Source organism: Streptomyces sp. NPDC045998 (assembly GCF_056430285.1).
Genome location: NZ_JBWKLJ010000001.1, coordinates 899,586 through 919,374, shown reverse-complemented (window position 1 = coordinate 919,374; position 19,789 = coordinate 899,586). Strand labels below are relative to the sequence as shown.

The window sequence follows — 19,789 nt, the reverse complement described above, 5'->3', positions numbered from 1 at the left end:
CGAAAGTGAACAGGCGCCAGGCTTCTGGGACATCATGATCATGTCAATACCGCCTCGGGCGCCGTGACCGAACCCGGCGCGGGGCGGCGTAGGGCCGGAAAACGCCGCTGCCGGCGCCCCGGGAAAGGGGCGCCGGCAGCGATGGTCTCGGGGACTCAGCCGACCAGGCCGTCGGCCATCTCCTCCGTCAGGCTGGACTCCGTGCCCGGAATGCCCAGGTCCTGGGCCCGCTTGTCGGCCATCGCCAGGAGGCGGCGGATCCGGCCGGCGACCGCGTCCTTGGTCAGCGGCGGGTCGGCGAGGGCCCCCAGCTCCTCCAGCGAGGCCTGCTTGTGCTCCATGCGCAGCCGCCCGGCCGCCGCGAGGTGCTCGGGCACCTCCTCGCCGAGGATCTCCAGGGCGCGCTGCACCCGGGCGCCGGCGGCGACGGCCGCGCGGGCCGAGCGGCGCAGGTTGGCGTCGTCGAAGTTGGCCAGGCGGTTGGCGGTGGCGCGGACCTCGCGGCGCATCCGCCGCTCCTCCCAGGCCAGCACCGAGTCGTGTGCCCCGAGCCGGGTCAGCAGCGCGCCGATCGCGTCACCGTCCCGTACCACCACGCGGTCCACACCCCGCACCTCGCGGGCCTTCGCCGGAATGGAGAGCCGCCGGGCGGCGCCGACCAGCGCGAGCGCCGCCTCCGGGCCCGGGCAGGTCACCTCCAGGGAAGACGAGCGGCCCGGCTCGGTCAGCGAGCCGTGCGCCAGGAACGCGCCGCGCCAGGCGGCCTCGGCGTCACAGGTGGCGCCGGAGACGACCTGCGGCGGCAGGCCCCGGATGGGGCGGCCCCGGCCGTCCACCAGCCCGGTCTGCCGCGCCAGCTGATCGCCGCCGGCCACCACGCGCACGACGAAGCGGGAGCCGCGCCGCAGACCGCCGGGCGCCATCACGATCAACTCGGAGTTGTGGCCGAAGATCTCCGCGATGTCCCGCTTCAGACGGCGGGCCGCCATCGCCGTGTCCAGCTCCGCCTCGATCACGATCCGCCCGCTGACCAGGTGCAGTCCGCCGGCGAACCGCAGGATCGACGAGACCTCCGCCTTTCTGCAGCAGGTCCGGGTGACGGGAAGCCGGGAGATTTCGTCCTTCACCGCTGCCGTCATCGCCATGGGCCGATCCTTCCATGCATCCGAAAAATACGGTCGTACGCGGCGGCCAACAGCTCCGGGTCGTGCTTCGGCAAGCCGTCCTTCCTGGCCACCGGGGCCAGCTCGACCGCGGCACCGAGCCGCTGGGCGGCATCTGCGAGGGACTCGCGGTCGGGTACGGCGGCCTCGTCGGCCAGCACCACGTCCAGGGCGAGTTTAGGGGCGTGTCGTCCCAAAACCTCCAAATGACGCTGCGGTGAGAAGCCCTCGGTTTCACCGGGCTGCGGCGCCAGGTTGAGCGACAGCACCCGGCGGGCCTTCGTCTCGATCAGCGCGTCCAGCAGCTCGGGCACCAGCAGGTGCGGTATCACCGACGAGAACCAGGAGCCGGGGCCCAGGACCACCCAGTCCGCGTCGAGCACGGCCGCGACCGCCTCGGGCACGGCCGGCGGGTCGTTCGGCACGAGGTGTACGGACTGCACCTCGCCGGGCGTGAGCGCCACCGTCGCCTGCCCGCGCACCAGGTCCACGTCGTCCGGGCGCTCGGGGTCATGGCCCTTGACCAGCGCCTGGAGCTCCAGCGGCACGGCCGACATGGGCAGCACCCGGCCGTGCGCGCCGAGCAGCCTGCCGACCAGGTCCAGGGCCTGGACGTGGTCGCCGAGCTGCTCCCACAGGGCGACGATCAGCAGGTTGCCGACCGCGTGCTCGTGCAGCTCGCCGTGCGACTGGAAGCGGTGCTGGATGACCCTGGCCCAGGTCTGGCCCCAGTCGTCGTCGCCGCACAGTGCCGCCAGGGCCTTGCGCAGGTCCCCGGGCGGCAGCACGCCGAGCTCCTCGCGGAGCCGGCCGCTGGAGCCGCCGTCGTCGGCGACCGTGACCACGGCGGTCAGGTCGCCGGTGATGCGGCGCAGCGCGGCGAGGGACGCGGACAGGCCCATGCCGCCGCCGAGGGCGACGACCTTGGGCTGCGCTCCGCGTCTGCGGAGCGTACGAGCGGACAGGGTGCTCGTACGCCGGCGGTACGGTTTCACTCGCGCCCCATGTCCCGGTGGACGACGACGGTCTCGACACCCTCGGAGGCGAGGCGGGCGGCGAGCTTCTCGGACATGGCGACGGAACGGTGCTTCCCGCCGGTGCAGCCGACGGCGATGGTGACGTACCGCTTGCCCTCGCGGCGGTAGCCGGTGGAGATCAGCTGGAGCAGCTCGGTGTACCGGTCCAGGAACTCCTTGGCGCCCGGCTGGTTGAAGACGTACCCCGAGACCTCTTCGTTGAGGCCGGTGTACGGGCGCAGCTCCGGCACCCAGTGCGGGTTGGGCAGGAAGCGGCAGTCCACCACCAGGTCGGCGTCGACGGGCAGGCCGTACTTGTAGCCGAAGGACATGACCGTGGCGCGCAGCTCCGGCTCCTCGTCGCCGGCGAACTGGGCGTCCATCTTGGCGCGCAGCTCGTGGACGTTGAGGCTGGAGGTGTCGATCACCAGGTCGGCGTCGCCGCGCAGCTCGCGCAGCAGGTCGCGCTCGGCGGCGATGCCGTCGACGATCCGGCCGTCGCCCTGGAGCGGGTGCGGGCGGCGCACCGACTCGAAGCGGCGGACCAGGGCCTCGTCGGACGACTCCAGGAAGACGATGCGGCGCGTGACCTGCTTGGCGTCGAGGTCGGCGAGGGACTCGCGGAGGCTCTCGAAGAACTGGCGGCCGCGTACGTCGACGACGACGGCGATCCGCGCGACATTGCCCTGGGAGCGGGCGCCGAGCTCCACCATGGTGGGGATCAGCGCGGGCGGCAGGTTGTCCACGACGAACCAGCCGAGGTCCTCCAGACACTTGGCGGCGGTGCTGCGCCCGGCGCCGGACATACCGGAGATGATCACCAGCTCGGGGATGGCCGCCTCGGCGGCCTCACCGGGCTCCATCGTCGTGCCCGTACTCACGTGTGCTGCTCCGTCTTCTCGCTCTGCCGCCGGTTCGGCTGCCGGTCCGGCTGCCCGTCCGGTCGCCGGTTCGGTCGCCGGTTCGGCTGCCAGTGGCTCGTGCTCAGTCATCTCTGCTTCCCCCGTCCTGTGCGGTTCCCCCGCCGTCGTCTTCAATGATCTCTCCTGTCGCCGTGTTCACGGCGGGAGCGGCCGGAGCGGCCTGGGCGAGGGCGACGGCCACGGCTTCGGCGGTCTTCCGGCCGAGGCCCGGTACCTCGCAGATCTGCTCGATTGTCGCCTGCCGCAGCCGCTTCACCGAGCCGAAATGCTTGATCAGTGCCTGCTTGCGGGTGTCGCCGAGACCGGGGACGTCGTCCAGCGGGCTGGTCCTGATCCGCTTGGAGCGCTTGGAGCGCTGGTAGCGGATGGCGAAGTCGTGCGCCGTGTCCCGGACGCGCTGGAGGAGGTACAGCCCCTCGCTGCTGCGGGGCAGGACCACCGGGTCCTCCTCGTCCGGCAGCCACACCTCCTCCAGGCGCTTGGCGAGGCCGCAGACGGCGACGTCGTCGATGCCGAGCTCGTCGAGGGCGCGCCGGGCGGCCGCGACCTGCGGGCGGCCGCCGTCGACGACGACGAGCTGGGGCGGGTAGGCGAACTTCTTCGGCCGGCCGGTCTCGTCGGCGAGACCGAGGGCGACCGGCCCCTCGCCGGGCGCGGGCGCGGTACCGGAGGCCGGGGCCTCGCCGGGGGCGGGGACCGTGCCGGGGACGGCGCCGGCGGCGGTTCCGTCGGAGGTTCGGTCGGTGTGGTCGGCGGCACGGTCGCGGCCGGCGGCGCCGTCGGGCTCCTCCACCGCCCACTCGCCGGTCCGCTCGCGCTCCGCGAGGTACCGCTTGAAGCGGCGGCTGATCACCTCGTGCATCGAGCGGACATCGTCCTGCCCCTCGAAGCCCCTGATCTGGAAGCGGCGGTACTCGCTCTTGCGGGGCAGGCCGTCCTCGAAGACGACCATGGACGCGACGACGTCCTCGCCCTGGAGGTGCGAGATGTCGAAGCACTCGATGCGCAGAGGAGCGGTCTCCAGGCCCAGGGCCTCGGCGATCTCCTCCAGGGCGCGGGAGCGCGTGGTCAGGTCGCTGGCGCGCTTGGTCTTGTGCAGGACGAGGGCCTGCTGGGCGTTGCGCCCGACCGTCTCCATCAGCGCCTTCTTGTCGCCGCGCTGCGGGATGCGCAGGGAGACGTTCGCCCCGCGGCGGCCGCTGAGCCACTGCGTGACGGCCTCGGCGTCCTCCGGGAGCGCGGGGACGAGGACCTCCTTGGGCACGGCGTCGCCGCTCTCGTCCCCGTACAGCTGCTGGAGCGCGTGCTCGACCAGGCCCGCCGTGTCGACCGCCTCCACCTTGTCGGTGACCCAGCCGCGCTGGCCGCGGACCCGGCCGCCGCGGACGTGGAAGATCTGGACGGCGGCTTCCAGCTCGTCCTCGGCGACGGCGATCAGGTCGGCGTCGGTGGCGTCGGCGAGGACGACGGCGCTCTTCTCCATGGCCCGCCTCAGGGCCTCTATGTCGTCGCGGAGGCGGGCGGCCCGCTCGTACTCCATGTCCTCGGCCGCCGCCATCATGTCCTTCTCCAGGCGGCGGATGTACGTGCCGGTGCGGCCGGCCATGAAGTCGCAGAACTCCTCGGCCAGCTCCCGGTGTTCCTCGGGGTCCACCCGGCCCACGCAGGGCGCCGAGCACTTGCCGATGTAGCCGAGGAGGCAGGGGCGGCCGGTGCGCTCGGCGTTCTTGAACACCCCGGCGGAGCAGGTCCGCACCGGGAAGACCCGCAGCAGGAGGTCGACGGTGTCGCGGATGGCCCAGGCGTGGCTGTAGGGGCCGAAGTAGCGCACGCCCTTCTTCTTCTGGCCGCGCATGACCTGTACGCGGGGGAAGTCCTCGTTGAGGGTGACGGCGAGGTAGGGGTAGCTCTTGTCGTCCCGGTACTTGACGTTGAACCGGGGGTCGAACTCCTTGATCCAGGAGTACTCCAGCTGGAGCGCCTCGACCTCCGTCGACACCACCGTCCACTCCACGGAGGCGGCCGTGGTGACCATGGTGCGGGTGCGCGGGTGCAGGCCCGCCAGGTCCTGGAAGTAGTTGGCGAGCCGCTGGCGCAGGGACTTCGCCTTCCCGACGTAAATCACCCGGCGGTGATCGTCGCGGAATTTGTAGACCCCCGGCGAGTCGGGGATCTGTCCCGGCTTGGGGCGGTAGCTGGAGGGGTCTGCCATGCCTCACACCCTACTGGCGCCCACTGACAGTCCGGCCGGCGTAACGGCCGTGGGGCGACTGCCGCGTTACACCCCCTAGGCGTCGGGGCCCGCGACCAGCTTGCCGTCGGTGACCTTGACCGGGACCTCCGGCAGCGCGGCGGTCGCCGGGCCCTTGATCGCCTTGCCCGTGGTGACGTCGAAGCGGCTGCCGTGGCAGGGGCAGTTCCCCTCGATGCCCTCGACCTTGTCGAAGACGCAGCCCGCGTGGGTGCACTGCGCGCTGAACGCCTTGTACTGGCCCTTGGCCGGGCAGCTCACGACCAGGCGCTGCTCGCGGTAGAGCCTGGCGCCGCCGACGGGCACCTCGTCCGCCGCGCCGAGGTCGACCGGGGCGGTGGGGGTGGGGTTCTGGGCGTGGCCGAGCTTGGAGTCGGTGGAGCAGGCGGCGGCGCCCAGCCCGGCGGCCCCGGCGAGGGCGGCACCTTTCAGCACGGTGCGGCGGGCTGCGGGCTGGCCGGACATGGGCGCTCCACGGGTCTCACGGCGGAAGGGGGACGTCGGCGGCGGGACCACCCGGTACGGGGACCGGTGGTACGCGCCGACGCGGTACGGGCGGACCGGCAGGGTCCGACTCGGTACGGATCCGACGATACCCGCGTAGATGTGCGGCCCTTCCGCGGGGGCTGTCCCGGCCCCCGGCGATGGGTTACGTTCGGGCTCGTGATCGTCGTCGCCGGAGAGTCCCTGATCGACCTGGTCCCGGAGCCCGGTGCCGAGGGCGCCGGGCCGCTCGCGCCGCTCGTGCCCCGGCGGGGCGGGGGCCCGTACAACACCGCGGTGGCGCTGGGGCGGCTGGGCGCGGACGTCGCCTTCTGCTCCCGGATCTCCACCGACGCCTTCGGGGAGGCGCTGCTGGAGGGCCTGCGGGCCGCGGGCGTCGGCACCGGCCTCGTACAGCGCGGTCCCGAGCCGACGACGCTGGCGGTGGCCTCGCTGGGGGCGGACGGGTCGGCGCGGTACGGGTTCTACGCGCAGGGCACGGCCGACCGGCTGTTCGCGCTGCCGGAGCGGCTTCCGGAGGGCGTGCGGGCGGTCTCCTTCGGGACGTGCTCGCTGGCGCTGGAGCCGGGCGCGAGCGCGTACGAGGCGCTGTTGCGGCGGGAGGCCGGGCGCGGGGTGCTCACGCTGCTGGACCCGAACGTCCGGCCGGGTCTGATCCCGGATGCGGACGCCTACCGGGCGCGGTTCGCGGGGTGGCTGCCGTACGTGTCGGTGCTGAAGCTCTCCGAGGAGGACGCCCGGTGGCTGGGCGGTTCGCCGGAGGAGTGGCTGGCGAAGGGCCCGTCGGCGGTGGTGCTGACGCGGGGCGCTTCGGGGCTGTCGCTCCACACCCGTGACCTGGACGTCTCGGTGCCGGCGGTGCCGGTGGCGGTCGCCGACACGATCGGCGCGGGCGACACGGTGAACGCGGCGCTGCTGCACGGCCTGGCGGGCCGGGCCCCGGACGCCGAGGGCGCCCTGGATGCCGGGAGCTGCGCCCTGGACGCCTTGGACGCCGACGGCTGGCGGGACCTACTGGCCTTCGCGTCCCGTGCGGCGGCCGTCACCTGCTCCCGCCCGGGCGCGGAGCCGCCGTACGCGGCGGAGCTGGCGCAGTAGGGAAACCGGCGCCGCCCGGTGCCCCTTCCCGTCGGGGAGGGGCACCGGGCGGCGCGGCCTGCGGCCGGGCGTCAGGAGGTGGTGCGGCCGCGGGCCGACGCCGTCTTCTTCGCCGGGGTCGTGCGGGCCGTGGCCGTCTTGCGGCGGGGCGCACCGTCCGCCGCCGCGACCGTCTTCTTCGACGCGCGCTTGCGCGCCGCCGGGACCGACGGGACCGCGTCGCTGATGCGCTCCGGGTCGAGGATGTCCCGCAGGAACTTGCCGGTGTGGCTGGCCGGGACGCCCGCGACCTGCTCGGGCGTGCCCTCGGCGACGACCAGGCCGCCGCCGCTGCCGCCTTCCGGACCCATGTCGATGACCCAGTCGGCGGTCTTGATGACATCGAGGTTGTGCTCGATGACGATCACGCTGTTGCCCTTGTCGACCAGGTTCGACAGAACCTTGATCAGCTTCGAGATGTCCTCGAAGTGCAGACCCGTGGTCGGCTCGTCCAGGACGTACACCGTGCGCCCGGTGGACCGCTTCTGCAGCTCGGAGGCGAGCTTGACGCGCTGCGCCTCACCGCCGGAGAGCGTCGGCGCCGACTGGCCCAGCCGTACGTACCCGAGACCGACCTCGGTCAGGGTGCGCAGGTGGCGGGCGATCGTGGGGACGGCCTCGAAGAAGTCGAGGGCCTCCTCGATCGGCATGTCCAGCACCTCGGCGATGGACTTGCCCTTGTAGTGCACCTCCAGGGTCTCCCGGTTGTAGCGCGCCCCGTGGCAGACCTCGCACGGGACGTACACGTCCGGCAGGAAGTTCATCTCGATCTTGATGGTGCCGTCACCGGAGCAGTTCTCGCAGCGGCCGCCCTTGACGTTGAAGGAGAAGCGCCCGGGCAGGTACCCCCGGACCTTCGCCTCCATCGTCTCGGCGAAGAGCTTGCGGACGTGGTCGAAGACGCCGGTGTACGTCGCCGGGTTCGACCGCGGGGTGCGGCCGATGGGCGACTGGTCGACGTGGACGACCTTGTCGACGAGGTCGTCGCCGTCCACGCGCGTGTGCCGTCCCGGCACCGACTTGGCGCCGTTCAGCTCGCGCGCGAGGTGGGTGTAGAGGATGTCGTTGACCAGGGTCGACTTGCCGGAGCCGGAGACGCCGGTGACCGCCGTGAGCACCCCGAGCGGGAAGGAGACGTCGATGTCCCGCAGGTTGTTCTCGCGGGCGCCGTGCACGGTGAGCCGGCGGGACGGGTCCACGGGCCGCCGGACGTCGGGGGTCGGGATGGACCGCTTCCCGGACAGGTACTGCCCGGTCATCGACTCCTTGTTGGCCAGCAGCTGCTTCAGCGGGCCGGAATGGACGACCTTGCCGCCGTGCTCGCCGGCGCCGGGGCCGATGTCGACGACCCAGTCGGCGACCTTGATGGTGTCCTCGTCGTGCTCGACGACGATGAGGGTGTTGCCCATGTCGCGCAGGCGCACGAGCGTCTCGATGAGCCGGTGGTTGTCGCGCTGGTGGAGGCCGATCGACGGCTCGTCGAGCACGTACAGCACACCCACCAGGCCGGAGCCGATCTGGGTGGCGAGCCGGATGCGCTGGGCCTCGCCGCCGGAGAGGGTGCCGGCCGCGCGGTTCAGCGAGAGGTAGTCCAGGCCCACGTCCACGAGGAAGCGGAGCCGTTCGTTGACCTCCTTGAGCACGCGCTCGGCGATCTTCTTGTCGCGGGCGTTCAGCGTGAGGCGGCCGAGGAAGTCGGCGCACTCGCTGATGGACATCGCCGAGACCTCGGCGATGGACTTCTCCATCACCGTGACCGCGAGGACGATCGGCTTGAGGCGCGTGCCCTCACACGTGGGGCAGGGCACCTCGCGCATGTACCCCTCGAAGCGCTCGCGGCTGGAGTCGCTCTCGGCCTCGCTGTGCCGCCGCTTGACGAAGGAGACGGCGCCTTCGAAGGCGGGGGTGGTGTACGCCCGCTCCCTGCCGTACCGGTTGCGGTAGCGGACCTCGACCTGGGTCTTGTGCCCGTACAGCAGGGCCTTCTTGGCGCGGGCGGGCAGCCCGGCCCAGGGGATGTCGGTACGGAAGCCGAGCGCGTCGGCGAGCCCGCCGATCAGGCGGCCGAAGTACTCCTTGGTGTGGCCGTGCGACCAGGGGTGGATGGCGCCCTCGTCGAGGGAGCGCTCCTCGTCGGGGACGACGAGCTCGGGGTCGACCTCCATGCGCGTGCCGATGCCGGTGCACTCGGGGCAGGCGCCGAAGGGCGAGTTGAACGAGAAGGAGCGGGGCTCCAGCTCCTCGAAGGAGAGGTCGTCGTACGGGCAGTACAGGTGCTCGGAGTACATCCGCTCGCGCTCGGGGTCGTCCTCGGGGAGGTCGACGAAGTCGAGCACGACCATGCCGCCGGACAGGCCGAGCGCGGTCTCCACGGAGTCGGTGAGCCGGCGCTTGGCGCTGTCCTTCACCGTCAGGCGGTCGACGACCACCTCGATGGTGTGCTTCTCCTGCTTCTTCAGGGTGGGCGGCTCGGAGAGGTGGACGGTCTGCCCGTCCACCCGGGCCCGGCTGTAGCCCTTGGTCTGGAGGTCGGCGAAGAGGTCGACGAACTCGCCCTTGCGCTCGCGCACCAGCGGCGAGAGCACCTGGAAACGGCTGCCCTCGGGCAGCTCCAGCACCTTGTCGACGATCGCCTGCGGCGACTGGCGCGAGATCGGGCGGCGGCACTCCGGGCAGTGCGGCTTGCCGATGCGCGCGAAGAGCAGGCGCAGGTAGTCGTAGACCTCGGTGATGGTGCCGACCGTGGAGCGCGGGTTGCGCGAGGTCGACTTCTGGTCGATCGAGACGGCCGGGGAGAGGCCCTCGATGAAGTCGACATCCGGCTTGTCCATCTGACCGAGGAACTGCCGGGCGTAGGAGGAGAGCGACTCGACGTACCGGCGCTGCCCCTCGGCGAAGATCGTGTCGAACGCGAGAGAGGACTTGCCCGACCCCGAGAGACCGGTGAAGACGATGAGGGAGTCGCGCGGGAGGTCGAGCGAGACGTTCTTCAGATTGTGCTCGCGCGCGCCACGGACGATGAGACGGTCGGCCACGCCGGTCCGCACCTTTCTTGAGAGAAGCGGGGGCACAGCCCCCGTCCCAGACTGTTCAAGCCTACGGGGGGCCGCCAAACGGATGAGTGCCTGACTTTCAAGGATGCCTCCACCGAGCGTATAGCACGCGCATTCGATTTCTGGCCTTGCTCGGCCACCTTCACCCGATCGTGTGGCGGCGCTAGGGTCGGCGACATGATCGATCACGTGCATGACCTGGCCTCTGTACGCGAGGCGACCGACCGGCTGCTCACCGCGGCCGCCAAACTGGACGACGCGGCGGTCGCCGCGCCCTCCCGCCTGCCGGGCTGGACCCGGGGCCACGTACTGGCCCACCTCTCACGTAACGCGGACGCCCTCGTGAATGTTCTCCAGGGCCGCCCGATGTACGAGAGCGCCGAGGCCCGCGACGCCGACATCGAGCGCGACGCCCCCCGCCCGCTCGCCGCCCAGCTCGACGACGTCCGCGAGAGCGCCGCGCGCTTCCAGGCCCAGGGCGAGGTCCCGGCCGACTGGGACCGGACGGTCGAGCTCCGCAACGGCGTGACGGACCGGGCCGTCCGGGTGCCCTTCCGCCGCCTCGTCGAGGTCGAGCTGCACCATGTCGACCTGGGCATCGGCTACGAGCTGGAAGATCTTCCGGCGGAGTTCACGGAGCGGGAGATCGACTTCCTCGCCGACCGGTTCTCCGGCAACGCGACGGTGCCGCCCACCCGGCTGCTGGCCGGCGGCAGGGAGTGGCGCACCGGCGGCGAGGAGGGCACCGAGGTGACCGTCTCCGGCACGGCGGCCGACCTGCTGGGCTGGCTCGCCGGCCGCCGCGACGGCGCGGCCCTGGAAGTGCGGGGTGGCACCCTTCCGGCACTGCCGCCGCTATAGCCTGGGGGCATGACGTACAGCGGAGCGGTCAAGGTCGGCGGGCCCGCGGACGCGCACGAGCTCACGGACCTGATCATCTCGAAGGTCGCCGTCGGCCCGATGGACAACAACTCCTACCTGCTGCGCTGCCGGACCACCGGCGAACAGCTGCTGGTCGACGCGGCGAACGAGCCGCGGACGCTGCTCCGGCTGATCGGTGACGACGGCATCACCGCCGTCGTCACCACCCACCGCCACCACGACCACTGGCAGGCGCTCGCCGACGTGGTGGCGGCCACCGGGGCCCGGACGTACGCCGGGCGGTACGACGCCGAGGGCATCGACGTGCCCACGGACGTGCCGGTCGAGGACGGGCAGACGATCCGCGTCGGACGGGTCGAGCTCACCGCGCGGCGGATGGTCGGGCACACGCCCGGCTCGATCGTGCTGATCTACGACGACCCGCACGGCCATCCGCACGTCTTCACCGGCGACTGCCTCTTCCCGGGCGGTGTCGGCAACACGCACAAGGACCCCGACGCCTTCGCCAGCCTGATCCTGGACGTGGAGACGAAGCTCTTCGACGTCCTGCCGGACGAGACCTGGATCTACCCGGGGCACGGCAAGGACACGACGCTGGGTGACGAGCGTCCGCATCTGCCGGAGTGGCGCGAGCGCGGCTGGTAGCCGCCCCGGCCCCGCTCCGGGCGGGGCCGTGCGCGCGTGTGCTTCCACGCGCCCCGTGACGGGCCGTAACCCTGGTCTGCGCGGGGTGGTTGGCGCGGCATGCGCCAGAGTCACACCACACCCCCTCCGTCCGCAGACCCGTCCGCAGACCCGTCGACGGACCCGTCGACGGATCCCTCCACGCAGCCCTCCATAAGACGGCTCGCCGTCGCCGCCCTCGCCGGGACGGCGGTCGAGTTCTACGACTTCTTCGTCTACGGGACCGCCGCCGCGCTCGTCCTGGGGCCGCTGTTCTTCCCCACCTTCTCGCCGGTGGCCGGGACGCTGGCTGCGTTCGGCACGTTCGCGATCGGTTTCCTCTCCCGTCCGCTCGGTTCTGTGCTGTTCGGACACATCGGTGACCGGTACGGGCGGCGGCCGGTGATGCTCGGCTCCCTGCTGCTCACGGGCGCGGCGACGGTCGCGGTCGGCTGTGTGCCGTCGTACGCGACGCTCGGCGTGGCCGCTCCCGTCCTGCTGCTCGTGCTGCGGTTCCTGCAGGGACTCGGGCTCGGCGGGGAGTGGGGCGGGGCGGTGCTGCTGACGGTGGAGCACGCGCCGGAGCGGCAGCGCGGGCTGTGGGCGAGCTTCCCTCAGGTGGGACCGGCGGTGGGGTTCCTGCTGGCGAACGGGGTGATCCTCGGGCTGTCGGCCGGGCTGAGCGACGCCCAGTTCCGGGAGTGGGGCTGGCGGGTGCCGTTCTGGGCGGCCGGGGTGCTGGCGGCCGGCGGGCTGCTGCTGCGCAGGTCGCTGCGGGAGACGCCGCAGTTCGAGGAGCTGGCCGCGACGGGGGCGCGGGCGAACGCCCCTCTGGTGGAGGTGGCGCGCGGGCACTGGCGGCTGGTGCTGCTGACGGCCGGGGCTCTCGCGGTCGGGTACGCCGTCTTCTACGCGGTCTCCACCTGGGCGCTGGCGTACGGCACGGAGCGGCTCGGCGTGAGCCGTACGGTGATGCTGGTCTGCATCATGGCGGCGGTGGCCGTCAAGGGCGTGGCGACGCCGTTCGCCGCGATGCTGGGGGACCGCTTCGGGCGGCGGCCGATGTGCCTGGCGGGCTGCGCGGCGTCGGCGCTGTGGATGTTCCCGATGGTGGGGCTGCTCCACACCGCCCAGCCGTTGCTGATGTTCGTGGGGTTCACGGGGGCGCTGCTGGCCTTCATCACGACGTTCGCCGTGGTGGCGGCGTACCTGCCGGAGCTGTACGAGCCGAGGGTGCGGTGCACCGGTGCGGCGGTCGGCTACAACCTGGCGGGGGTGGTGGGCGGTGCGCTCACGCCGATCGTGGCGACGGCCGCGGCGGGTGGCGCCGCCGGGCCGCCGTGGGGTGTGGCGGCGTACTTGACCGGCATCGCGCTGCTGAGCTTCGGCTGCTTCGCGCTGCTGCCGGAGACACGCCCCAGGCCGGTGGTGGGGCCGGCCGGGGACCCGGTCGGGAAGTCGGCGGCGGTGTGACGGGCCGGCCTGCGCGGACCTCGGTCAGCGCAGGTCCTGCTCGTCGAGCAGGTCGCAGTCGGTGAAGCGGGGCGGGCGGGTGCACAGCTCGGCGAGCCTCTGTGCCAGCTGGGTGGTGTCCGGGTCGTCGTTGCTGCGCATGGCTTCTTCGTACGAGGAGAAGCCGACGACCGCGAGGTAGCGGTTCGGGTTGTCCCGGTCACGCAGCAGGATGCGGCTGACCGGGCCGTAGCTCTTGTCGGCCAGTGCCGCGCGGCGCTCCTCGAGCAGCGCCTCCAGGTCGTCGATGCGCTCGGTCTCGAAGTCGATGATCTGCGTGAACTTCATGGCTCTCTCCAGGGCGGGACGGCCCCCGGGGCGGGTCCGTTCACCGTCCAGACAAGCACCGGCCGGTGCGGGTCGCCATGCGAGCCCGTACCGGCCGGCTGAGCCTGTGCCCTGTGTCTCCTTCGGCGTGTGCGCGTGCGTGTGCGCGTGCCGGGTCGTCAGGCCTCGACGCTGTCCTTGTTCTCGGCGGCCGCCTCGCGCTCCTCGCGCTCGGCCTGCTTCTTCGAGGCGATCAGGCTGGTGATCGTGGTGATGACCAGCACGCCGCAGATGACGGCCAGCGAGACCGGGATCGAGATCTCCGGGACGTGCACCCCCGACTCGTGCATGGCGTGGAGCACCAGCTTCACGCCGATGAAGCCGAGGATCACCGACAGGCCGTAGCTGAGGTGGACCAGCTTCTTCAGCAGGCCGCCGATGAGGAAGTACAGCTGCCGCAGACCCATCAGGGCGAACGCGTTGGCCGTGAAGACGATGTACGGGTCCTGGGTCAGGCCGAAGATCGCGGGGATGGAGTCCAGCGCGAACAGCACGTCCGTGGTGCCGATGGCGAGCATGACCACCATCAGCGGGGTCAGGACGCGCTTGCCGTTGTTGCGGATGAAGAGCTTGGTGCCGTGGTACCGGTCGGCGACGCCGAAGCGGTTCTCGATGGACTTCAGGAGGCGGTTCTCCTCGAACTCCTCCTCCGGCTCGTCGGCACGCGCCTCCTGGATCAGCTTCCAGGCGGTGTAGATCAGGAACGCGCCGAAGATGTAGAAGACCCACGAGAAGCTGGCGATGATCGCGGCGCCGGCGGCGATGAATATCGCGCGCAGCACCAGGGCGACCAGCACACCGATGAGCAGCACGCGCTGCTGGAGGTGGGACGGCACCGAGAACTTCGCCATGATCAGGACGAAGACGAAGAGGTTGTCGACGCTGAGCGACTTCTCGGTGATGTAACCGGCGAAGAACTCGCCGGACGCCTGGGTCTCACCGAAGAACAGCAGGCCCAGACCGAACAGCGCGGCGAGGACGATCCAGACGACCGTCCAGATACCGGCTTCCTTGACCGACACGTCGTGCGGCTTGCGCCCGATGAAGAAGTCGGCCGCGATCAGGATGGACAGACCGAGAACGGTCGCCACCCACAGGTTCATTGAAACGTCCACTGCGCCTCCGGCGTCGTACGGCTACTGATCAGCGTCGTCGCTGCCGGAGGTCTCTTCCACCCGAGGCTCCGCCGGTTCTCGCCGCCGGACGACACACGGGCCGGCGCCCCGGGACCGGTCGTGATCCGACCGTCCGTACTGACGGGAACGCCGCAGGTGGGAGTACTCCCCTCCGCGCAAAGAACAGTACCGCAAACACCAAAGAAAGGTAAAGGGGAAAGTAAAGAGACCTCCAAGTGCGCAGGTCAGGGGCGCCTGTTGGGGCGAGCTCCGGCGACCTGGGAGAGGACCTGGCGCAGGATCCCGCTCCCCGCCGGGACCAGCGGCGGCTCGTACGTCCACGCATGGCCCACCCACGGGTCGGCGAGATGGTCGTCCGGGACGGGCGTGATCCGCAGCAGCGAGCGCCACAGGGGGTCGAGCACCGGGCCGTACGCCCGGGCGTCCTCGCGATCCGCGACCATCAGCAGGTGCACCCCGACGGCCGGCCCCTCGTCGGCGAGGTAGCGCAGCCGCGTGACGGCCCGGTCGTCGAAGCCGTGCGGGAAGTCGTTGACGATCAGCAGTTGCTCGGCGGTGTCCAGGTCGGGCGGGAGGGCGTCGGCCGCCCCGCCGCGGACGGCCATCTGCACCAGGTCCACGCGGTCGGTGAGCCGGCCGAGGAGGTCGGCCACTCCCCCGGCGCCGGACGCCGGCGGACCTGCCAGTACGCCGGATTCGGTGAGCGGACCGAGGGAGGCCGCCGCCGAGCCCGCCGGGTCGACGACGTGGACGGTGTACTCCCCCGCCGGGTGCACCGCGACCATCCGCGCCGCGAGTGACACCGCCGTGTCCATGGCGAGCCGGCGCAGTGCGCCGTCGTCCAGGCCGGCCTCCTCGGTGGCCCCCGAGCGGCCGCTGTCGACCCACAGGCCCCGCGCCAGCGGCAGCCGTACGAGCATGGGGATGCGCAGCTCCGGGCTCTCCGGGAGGTGGAGGTCGCCGAGGCGGAGGGCCATCGGGGCCTCGGTGGGGACGCGGTACGCGTGCCAGACGGGGTTGTCCCAGCCGGCGAACGCGGGCGGGAGGGCGGGCTCGACCACCGCCGCCTCGGCGGCGAGCTGTGCGAGGTCGCGGTCGAGCGCCTCGCGGGCCCGTGCGGTCAGCTCGTCGTGCTTGGCGCGGGCGGCGGCCCGTACCGCGTCTCCGCCGGATCCGATACGGCTGCGCGGGTCGGACAGGACGCGGTCGAGCTCCTGGTCCATGCGGGACTCCGCGAAGTCGACCGCGCTGCGGTAGGCGGCGGTGGTGCGGGCCAGGTCCTCGAACATGCCCCAGACCTGGTTGTAGAGCCGCTCCTCCATGGTCCAGCCCGAGGCGTCACCGGCGACCGGCGGCGCGGGCTGCTGCCGCGTGGTGGCCGGGGCCGGGGCGGCCGGCTGGGACTCCGCCCGGCGGCGGGGGTGCGTGTAGTCGATGGGGCCCGCCGTCGGGGGCGCGTCCCGGCGGACCCGGTCGCCTTCGGCGGTACGCGGCGGCGGCGCGGCCACCGCCCGGCTCATGCCCTTGGCGATGGCCTGCCGGATGGCTTCCGCCAGGTCGTCGGCCTTGTCGAGCCCCTGGTCGGCGAGCATCTCCGCGAGGCCGCCCGCGTACCCCTGGCCGACGGCGCGGACCTTCCACGCGCCCTGGCGGCGGTAGAGCTCCAGGGCGACGACGGCGGACTCGCGGTCGAGGCCGGTGAGGGTGTAGTCGGCGATGCCCGTGCCGTCGAGGGTCGTGACCGACACGAAGGGCGCGGCGACGGCACCGAACCGGTCCGGGCCGCCGAGCCCGAGGGGCAGCGCGAGCAGCACCGCGACCCGGTGGACGGAGGGCGGCAGCGCGTCGAGGTCGACGGCGAGCCGATGGTCGGCGGCCGCCTGGCGGGAGACCTCCACGCCGGGCAGGGCGGGCGCTCCGGGGTGGACGACCCACTCGACGCCGGGGACACGGCCGTCCTCGTCGCCGAGCGTGGCACCGGCCATGACCGGTTCGCCCGCCGACACCCGGATCTCGAGTCGGGCCTGGGGCAGCGGATGGTTCTGTCCCCGGACCAGTTCGGCCGTCATGCGCCTGTTCCCCCTCGCTGCTGTGACAGCTCGAACGCTGCGGCAGCTCCCGGGGCGGCCTGGTGCCTCCGGGAGCTGCGGATGGACGCGGTGCCCGTCGCCGCGGTGTGTGCGGCGACGAGGTCGTGGACCTACAGGTGCGGCAGGATCGCCGGCATGAGGTCCTGGAACGTACGGCCGTTGGCCGAGCTGCCCAGGGCCGTCATCTGCCAGCCGGAGCCGGCCCGGTGCACCTTGGCCATGATCTGCGCGGTGTACTGGCCGCCGCCGTCGAGCGTGTAGCGGGCGAGCTCCTGGCCGTTCGTCTCGTCGACGATGCGGCAGAAGGCGTTCTGCACTTCCTGGAACGTCTGGCCGGTGAAGGAGTTCACCGTGAAGACGATCTGGTCGATGTGGACCGGGACACGCGCGAGGTCGACGAGGATCGCCTCGTCGTCGCCGCCCTGGCCGGCGCCGCCCACCAGGTTGTCGCCGGTGTGGCGTACGGAGCCGTCGTCGCTGACCAGGTGGCGGAAGAAGACCACGTCGATGGGCGTCTTGTCGGCGAAGAGCACGGCGGAGGCGTCCAGGTCGATCTCCCGGGTGCGCGAACCGAACAGGCCGCGGCGCGGGGCGGCCTGCCAGCCGAGCCCCATCCGCACGGCGGTCAGGGTGCCTCCGTCGCTCTTCTGCAGGTTGATGGCCTGCCCCTTGGTCATGTTGACCGTCACCGCTGTCCCCTCTCGTTGCGTTCCCCCGCGACCGTCTTCGAGTGCGGTTGCCCAGCACCCTACGCAGGAGGGCCGGGGCGGCAGCAGGCGCGTCCGGTATTTGTGGCGGTGTTGCAACACAGCCGGCCCGGCACGGGGGCGGACCGGCCGTCGCTGCGGGAGCGTCAGGCTCTGTCCGGCCAGGCGCTGTCCGGCCAGGCGCTGTCCGGTCAGGCGCTACCCGGTCAGGCGCCACCCGGCCAGGCGCTGTCCGGTCAGGCGCTGTCCTGTCAGGCGATGCCCGCCTCCTTCATCTGCCGGAGCTCCTTCTTCAGCTCGCTCACCTCGTCGCGCAGGCGCGCGGCCACCTCGAACTGCAGCTCCGCGGCCGCGGCCCGCATCCGGTCGGTCATCTCCTCGATGATGCCCGCCAGTTCGGCTGCGGGCCGGTCACTGACCAGCGCGCCCTTGGAGGCGGCCTTGCCCGCCTTGCCGCCCTTGCCGGCCGTGGCCGCCGTGGCGCTGCCGAGGGAGGGCACCGGCGCCTTGGCGCCCTTGCCGTCCTTGGACTTGCGGTAGCCGGTGCCGAGCAGCTGCTCGGTGTCGACCTCCTCGCGCGCGATGGTGGCCACGATGTCGTTGATCTTCTTGCGCAGCGGCTGCGGGTCGATGCCGTGGGCCTTGTTGTACGCGACCTGCTTCTCACGGCGCCGGTTGGTCTCGTCGATGGCCTGGGCCATGGCGGGCGTGACCGTGTCCGCGTACATGTGGACCTGGCCGGAGACGTTGCGCGCGGCACGGCCGATGGTCTGGATCAGCGAGGTGCCGGAGCGCAGGAAGCCCTGCTTGTCGGCGTCCAGGATGGCCACCAGGGACACCTCGGGCAGGTCGAGGCCCTCGCGGAGCAGGTTGATGCCGACCAGGACGTCGTAGTCACCGGCCCGCAGTTCGCGCAGGAGCTCGATGCGGCGCAGGGTGTCGACGTCGCTGTGCAGGTAGCGGACCTGGATGCCCAGTTCCAGGAAGTAGTCGGTGAGGTCCTCGGCCATCTTCTTGGTGAGCGTGGTGACCAGGACGCGCTCGTCGCGCTCGGTGCGCAGCCGGATCTCGTGCACCAGGTCGTCGATCTGGCCCTCGGTGGGCTTGACGACGACCTCGGGGTCGACGAGGCCGGTGGGGCGGATGATCTGCTCGACGAAGCCGTCCGAGCGGGACAGCTCGTACTGTCCCGGCGTCGCCGACAGGTAGACGGTCTGGCCGATCCGCTCCTGGAACTCCTCCCACTTCAGCGGCCGGTTGTCGAGCGCGGACGGCAGCCGGAAGCCGTGGTCGACCAGCGTCCGCTTGCGCGAGGCGTCACCCTCGTACATGGCGCCGATCTGCGGGACGGTGACGTGGGACTCGTCGATGACGAGGAGGAAGTCCTCGGGGAAGTAGTCGAGGAGGGTGTTCGGCGGGGAGCCGGGCTCGCGGTCGTCGAAGTGCATCGAGTAGTTCTCGATGCCGGAGCAGGAGCCGATCTGGCGCATCATCTCGATGTCGTACGTGGTGCGCATGCGCAGCCGCTGCGCCTCCAGCAGCTTGCCCTGCTTCTCCAGCTCGGCCAGGCGCTCCTCCAGCTCGCGCTCGATGCCGTTGACCGCCTTCTCCATGCGCTCCGGGCCCGCGACATAGTGACTGGCCGGGAAGACGTAGAGCTCGCGGTCGTCGCTGATGACCTCGCCGGTGAGCGGGTGCAGGGTGGAGAGCGCCTCGATCTCGTCGCCGAACATCTCGATGCGGACGGCGAGCTCCTCGTAGACCGGGAAGATCTCGATGGTGTCGCCGCGGACCCGGAAGGTGCCGCGGGTGAAGGCGAGGTCGTTGCGCGTGTACTGGATGTCGACGAACCGGCGCAGTAGCTGGTCGCGGTCGATCTCCTCGCCGACCTTGAGCGGGACCATCCGGTCCACGTACTCCTGCGGCGTGCCGAGGCCGTAGATGCAGGAGACGGAGGCGACCACGACGACGTCGCGCCGGGTGAGCAGCGAGTTGGTGGCGGAGTGGCGCAGCCGCTCGACCTCCTCGTTGATGGAGGAGTCCTTCTCGATGTAGGTGTCCGACTGGGGGACGTACGCCTCGGGCTGGTAGTAGTCGTAGTACGAGACGAAGTACTCCACGGCGTTGTTCGGCAGCAGCTCGCGGAACTCGTTGGCCAGCTGCGCGGCCAGCGTCTTGTTCGGCGCCATCACCAGAGTGGGGCGCTGGAGCTTTTCGATCATCCAGGCGGTCGTGGCCGACTTGCCGGTGCCGGTCGCGCCGAGCAGGACGACGTCCTTCTCGCCCGCCTGGATACGGCGGGCCAGGTCGGCGATGGCCGCGGGCTGGTCGCCGCTGGGCTGGTAGGGGCTGACGACCTCGAAGGGCGCCACCGAACGTTCGATCTTGGAAACGGGCCGCATGCAACCACCGTACGACTCACCAC

The 19,789-nt window shown here is 71.8% G+C and carries 15 protein-coding genes; 4 read left to right on the top strand and 11 right to left on the bottom strand.

The window, feature by feature from the left end; genetic code table 11:
* Nucleotides 1-155: 155 nt before the first annotated feature.
* From whiA to AC07FJ_RS04060, 5 genes are all read right to left on the bottom strand, one after another.
* Entirely contained in the window at nucleotides 156-1,145 is a 990-nt protein-coding gene (gene whiA / locus AC07FJ_RS04080) for a DNA-binding protein WhiA (protein ID WP_355360120.1), read from the bottom strand.
* Nucleotides 1,136-2,158 (bottom strand): gluconeogenesis factor YvcK family protein, encoded by a 1,023-nt coding sequence (locus tag AC07FJ_RS04075; protein ID WP_479044950.1) that lies wholly within the window; start codon nucleotides 2,156-2,158, stop codon nucleotides 1,136-1,138. The genes whiA and AC07FJ_RS04075 overlap by 10 nt, the downstream gene beginning before the upstream one ends.
* Complete coding sequence (rapZ, locus tag AC07FJ_RS04070; RefSeq protein ID WP_479044947.1) at nucleotides 2,155-3,171, bottom strand: RNase adapter RapZ; 1,017 nt, start codon at nucleotides 3,169-3,171, stop codon at nucleotides 2,155-2,157. The genes AC07FJ_RS04075 and rapZ overlap by 4 nt, the downstream gene beginning before the upstream one ends.
* Entirely contained in the window at nucleotides 3,164-5,314 is a 2,151-nt protein-coding gene (gene uvrC / locus AC07FJ_RS04065; RefSeq protein WP_479044944.1) for an excinuclease ABC subunit UvrC, read from the bottom strand. Before uvrC ends, rapZ begins: the two co-directional genes overlap by 8 nt.
* A gap of 75 nt (nucleotides 5,315-5,389) precedes the next feature.
* Nucleotides 5,390-5,818, bottom strand: a complete 429-nt coding sequence (locus tag AC07FJ_RS04060; protein ID WP_479044943.1) for a Rieske (2Fe-2S) protein — start codon at nucleotides 5,816-5,818, stop codon at nucleotides 5,390-5,392.
* Nucleotides 5,819-6,016: 198 nt separating this feature from the next.
* Between AC07FJ_RS04060 and AC07FJ_RS04055 the strand changes: the two genes are divergently transcribed.
* Nucleotides 6,017-6,955, top strand: coding sequence for a carbohydrate kinase family protein (locus tag AC07FJ_RS04055; RefSeq protein ID WP_479044940.1), 939 nt, complete (start codon nucleotides 6,017-6,019; stop codon nucleotides 6,953-6,955).
* Nucleotides 6,956-7,026: 71 nt separating this feature from the next.
* Here the strand turns inward: AC07FJ_RS04055 and uvrA are convergent, their stop codons facing one another.
* Nucleotides 7,027-10,029, bottom strand: coding sequence for an excinuclease ABC subunit UvrA (uvrA, locus tag AC07FJ_RS04050; protein WP_479044937.1), 3,003 nt, complete (start codon nucleotides 10,027-10,029; stop codon nucleotides 7,027-7,029).
* Nucleotides 10,030-10,224: 195 nt separating this feature from the next.
* On the opposite strand from uvrA, the gene AC07FJ_RS04045 reads away from it, so the two are divergent.
* The 3 genes from AC07FJ_RS04045 (at nucleotide 10,225) to AC07FJ_RS04035 (ending at nucleotide 13,065) form a co-directional block, all read left to right on the top strand.
* Complete coding sequence (locus AC07FJ_RS04045; RefSeq protein WP_479044934.1) at nucleotides 10,225-10,908, top strand: maleylpyruvate isomerase family mycothiol-dependent enzyme; 684 nt, start codon at nucleotides 10,225-10,227, stop codon at nucleotides 10,906-10,908.
* A 9-nt stretch (nucleotides 10,909-10,917) separates the two neighbouring features.
* The gene (locus AC07FJ_RS04040; RefSeq protein WP_479044931.1) at nucleotides 10,918-11,574 is read left to right on the top strand and encodes an MBL fold metallo-hydrolase; all 657 of its coding nucleotides are present in this window, start codon (nucleotides 10,918-10,920) and stop codon (nucleotides 11,572-11,574) included.
* A gap of 192 nt (nucleotides 11,575-11,766) precedes the next feature.
* On the top strand, nucleotides 11,767-13,065 hold the full coding sequence (locus AC07FJ_RS04035) for an MFS transporter (RefSeq protein WP_479045303.1): 1,299 nt from the start codon (nucleotides 11,767-11,769) through the stop codon (nucleotides 13,063-13,065).
* Nucleotides 13,066-13,089: 24 nt separating this feature from the next.
* Here AC07FJ_RS04035 and AC07FJ_RS04030 read toward each other — a convergent pair whose 3' ends face one another.
* The 5 genes from AC07FJ_RS04030 to uvrB form a co-directional block, all read right to left on the bottom strand.
* Complete coding sequence (locus AC07FJ_RS04030; protein WP_479044929.1) at nucleotides 13,090-13,392, bottom strand: hypothetical protein; 303 nt, start codon at nucleotides 13,390-13,392, stop codon at nucleotides 13,090-13,092.
* 158 nt (nucleotides 13,393-13,550) lie between these two features.
* Nucleotides 13,551-14,546 (bottom strand): TerC/Alx family metal homeostasis membrane protein, encoded by a 996-nt coding sequence (locus tag AC07FJ_RS04025; RefSeq protein WP_479044927.1) that lies wholly within the window; start codon nucleotides 14,544-14,546, stop codon nucleotides 13,551-13,553.
* A 245-nt stretch (nucleotides 14,547-14,791) separates the two neighbouring features.
* Nucleotides 14,792-16,636: a TerD family protein gene (locus tag AC07FJ_RS04020; protein WP_479044925.1), complete on the bottom strand. Its 1,845-nt coding sequence runs from the start codon at nucleotides 16,634-16,636 to the stop codon at nucleotides 14,792-14,794.
* A 131-nt stretch (nucleotides 16,637-16,767) separates the two neighbouring features.
* The gene (locus tag AC07FJ_RS04015) at nucleotides 16,768-17,346 is read right to left on the bottom strand and encodes a TerD family protein (RefSeq protein ID WP_361414787.1); all 579 of its coding nucleotides are present in this window, start codon (nucleotides 17,344-17,346) and stop codon (nucleotides 16,768-16,770) included.
* Nucleotides 17,347-17,615: 269 nt separating this feature from the next.
* Nucleotides 17,616-19,766, bottom strand: a complete 2,151-nt coding sequence (uvrB, locus tag AC07FJ_RS04010) for an excinuclease ABC subunit UvrB (RefSeq protein ID WP_361414785.1) — start codon at nucleotides 19,764-19,766, stop codon at nucleotides 17,616-17,618.
* Nucleotides 19,767-19,789: the final 23 nt, after the last annotated feature.

Excerpts from the sequence above, each read along its gene's own strand:
- whiA (WP_355360120.1), bottom strand. The coding sequence starts at position 1,145 with ATGGCGATGACGGCAGCGGTGAAGGACGAAATCTCCCGGCTTCCCGTC.
- rapZ (WP_479044947.1), bottom strand. The coding sequence starts at position 3,171 with ATGACTGAGCACGAGCCACTGGCAGCCGAACCGGCGACCGAACCGGCG.
- uvrC (WP_479044944.1), bottom strand. The coding sequence starts at position 5,314 with ATGGCAGACCCCTCCAGCTACCGCCCCAAGCCGGGACAGATCCCCGAC.
- AC07FJ_RS04060 (WP_479044943.1), bottom strand. The coding sequence starts at position 5,818 with ATGTCCGGCCAGCCCGCAGCCCGCCGCACCGTGCTGAAAGGTGCCGCC.
- AC07FJ_RS04045 (WP_479044934.1), top strand. The coding sequence starts at position 10,225 with ATGATCGATCACGTGCATGACCTGGCCTCTGTACGCGAGGCGACCGAC.
- AC07FJ_RS04040 (WP_479044931.1), top strand. The coding sequence starts at position 10,918 with ATGACGTACAGCGGAGCGGTCAAGGTCGGCGGGCCCGCGGACGCGCAC.
- AC07FJ_RS04030 (WP_479044929.1), bottom strand. The coding sequence starts at position 13,392 with ATGAAGTTCACGCAGATCATCGACTTCGAGACCGAGCGCATCGACGAC.
- AC07FJ_RS04020 (WP_479044925.1), bottom strand. The coding sequence starts at position 16,636 with ATGACGGCCGAACTGGTCCGGGGACAGAACCATCCGCTGCCCCAGGCC.
- uvrB (WP_361414785.1), bottom strand. The coding sequence starts at position 19,766 with ATGCGGCCCGTTTCCAAGATCGAACGTTCGGTGGCGCCCTTCGAGGTC.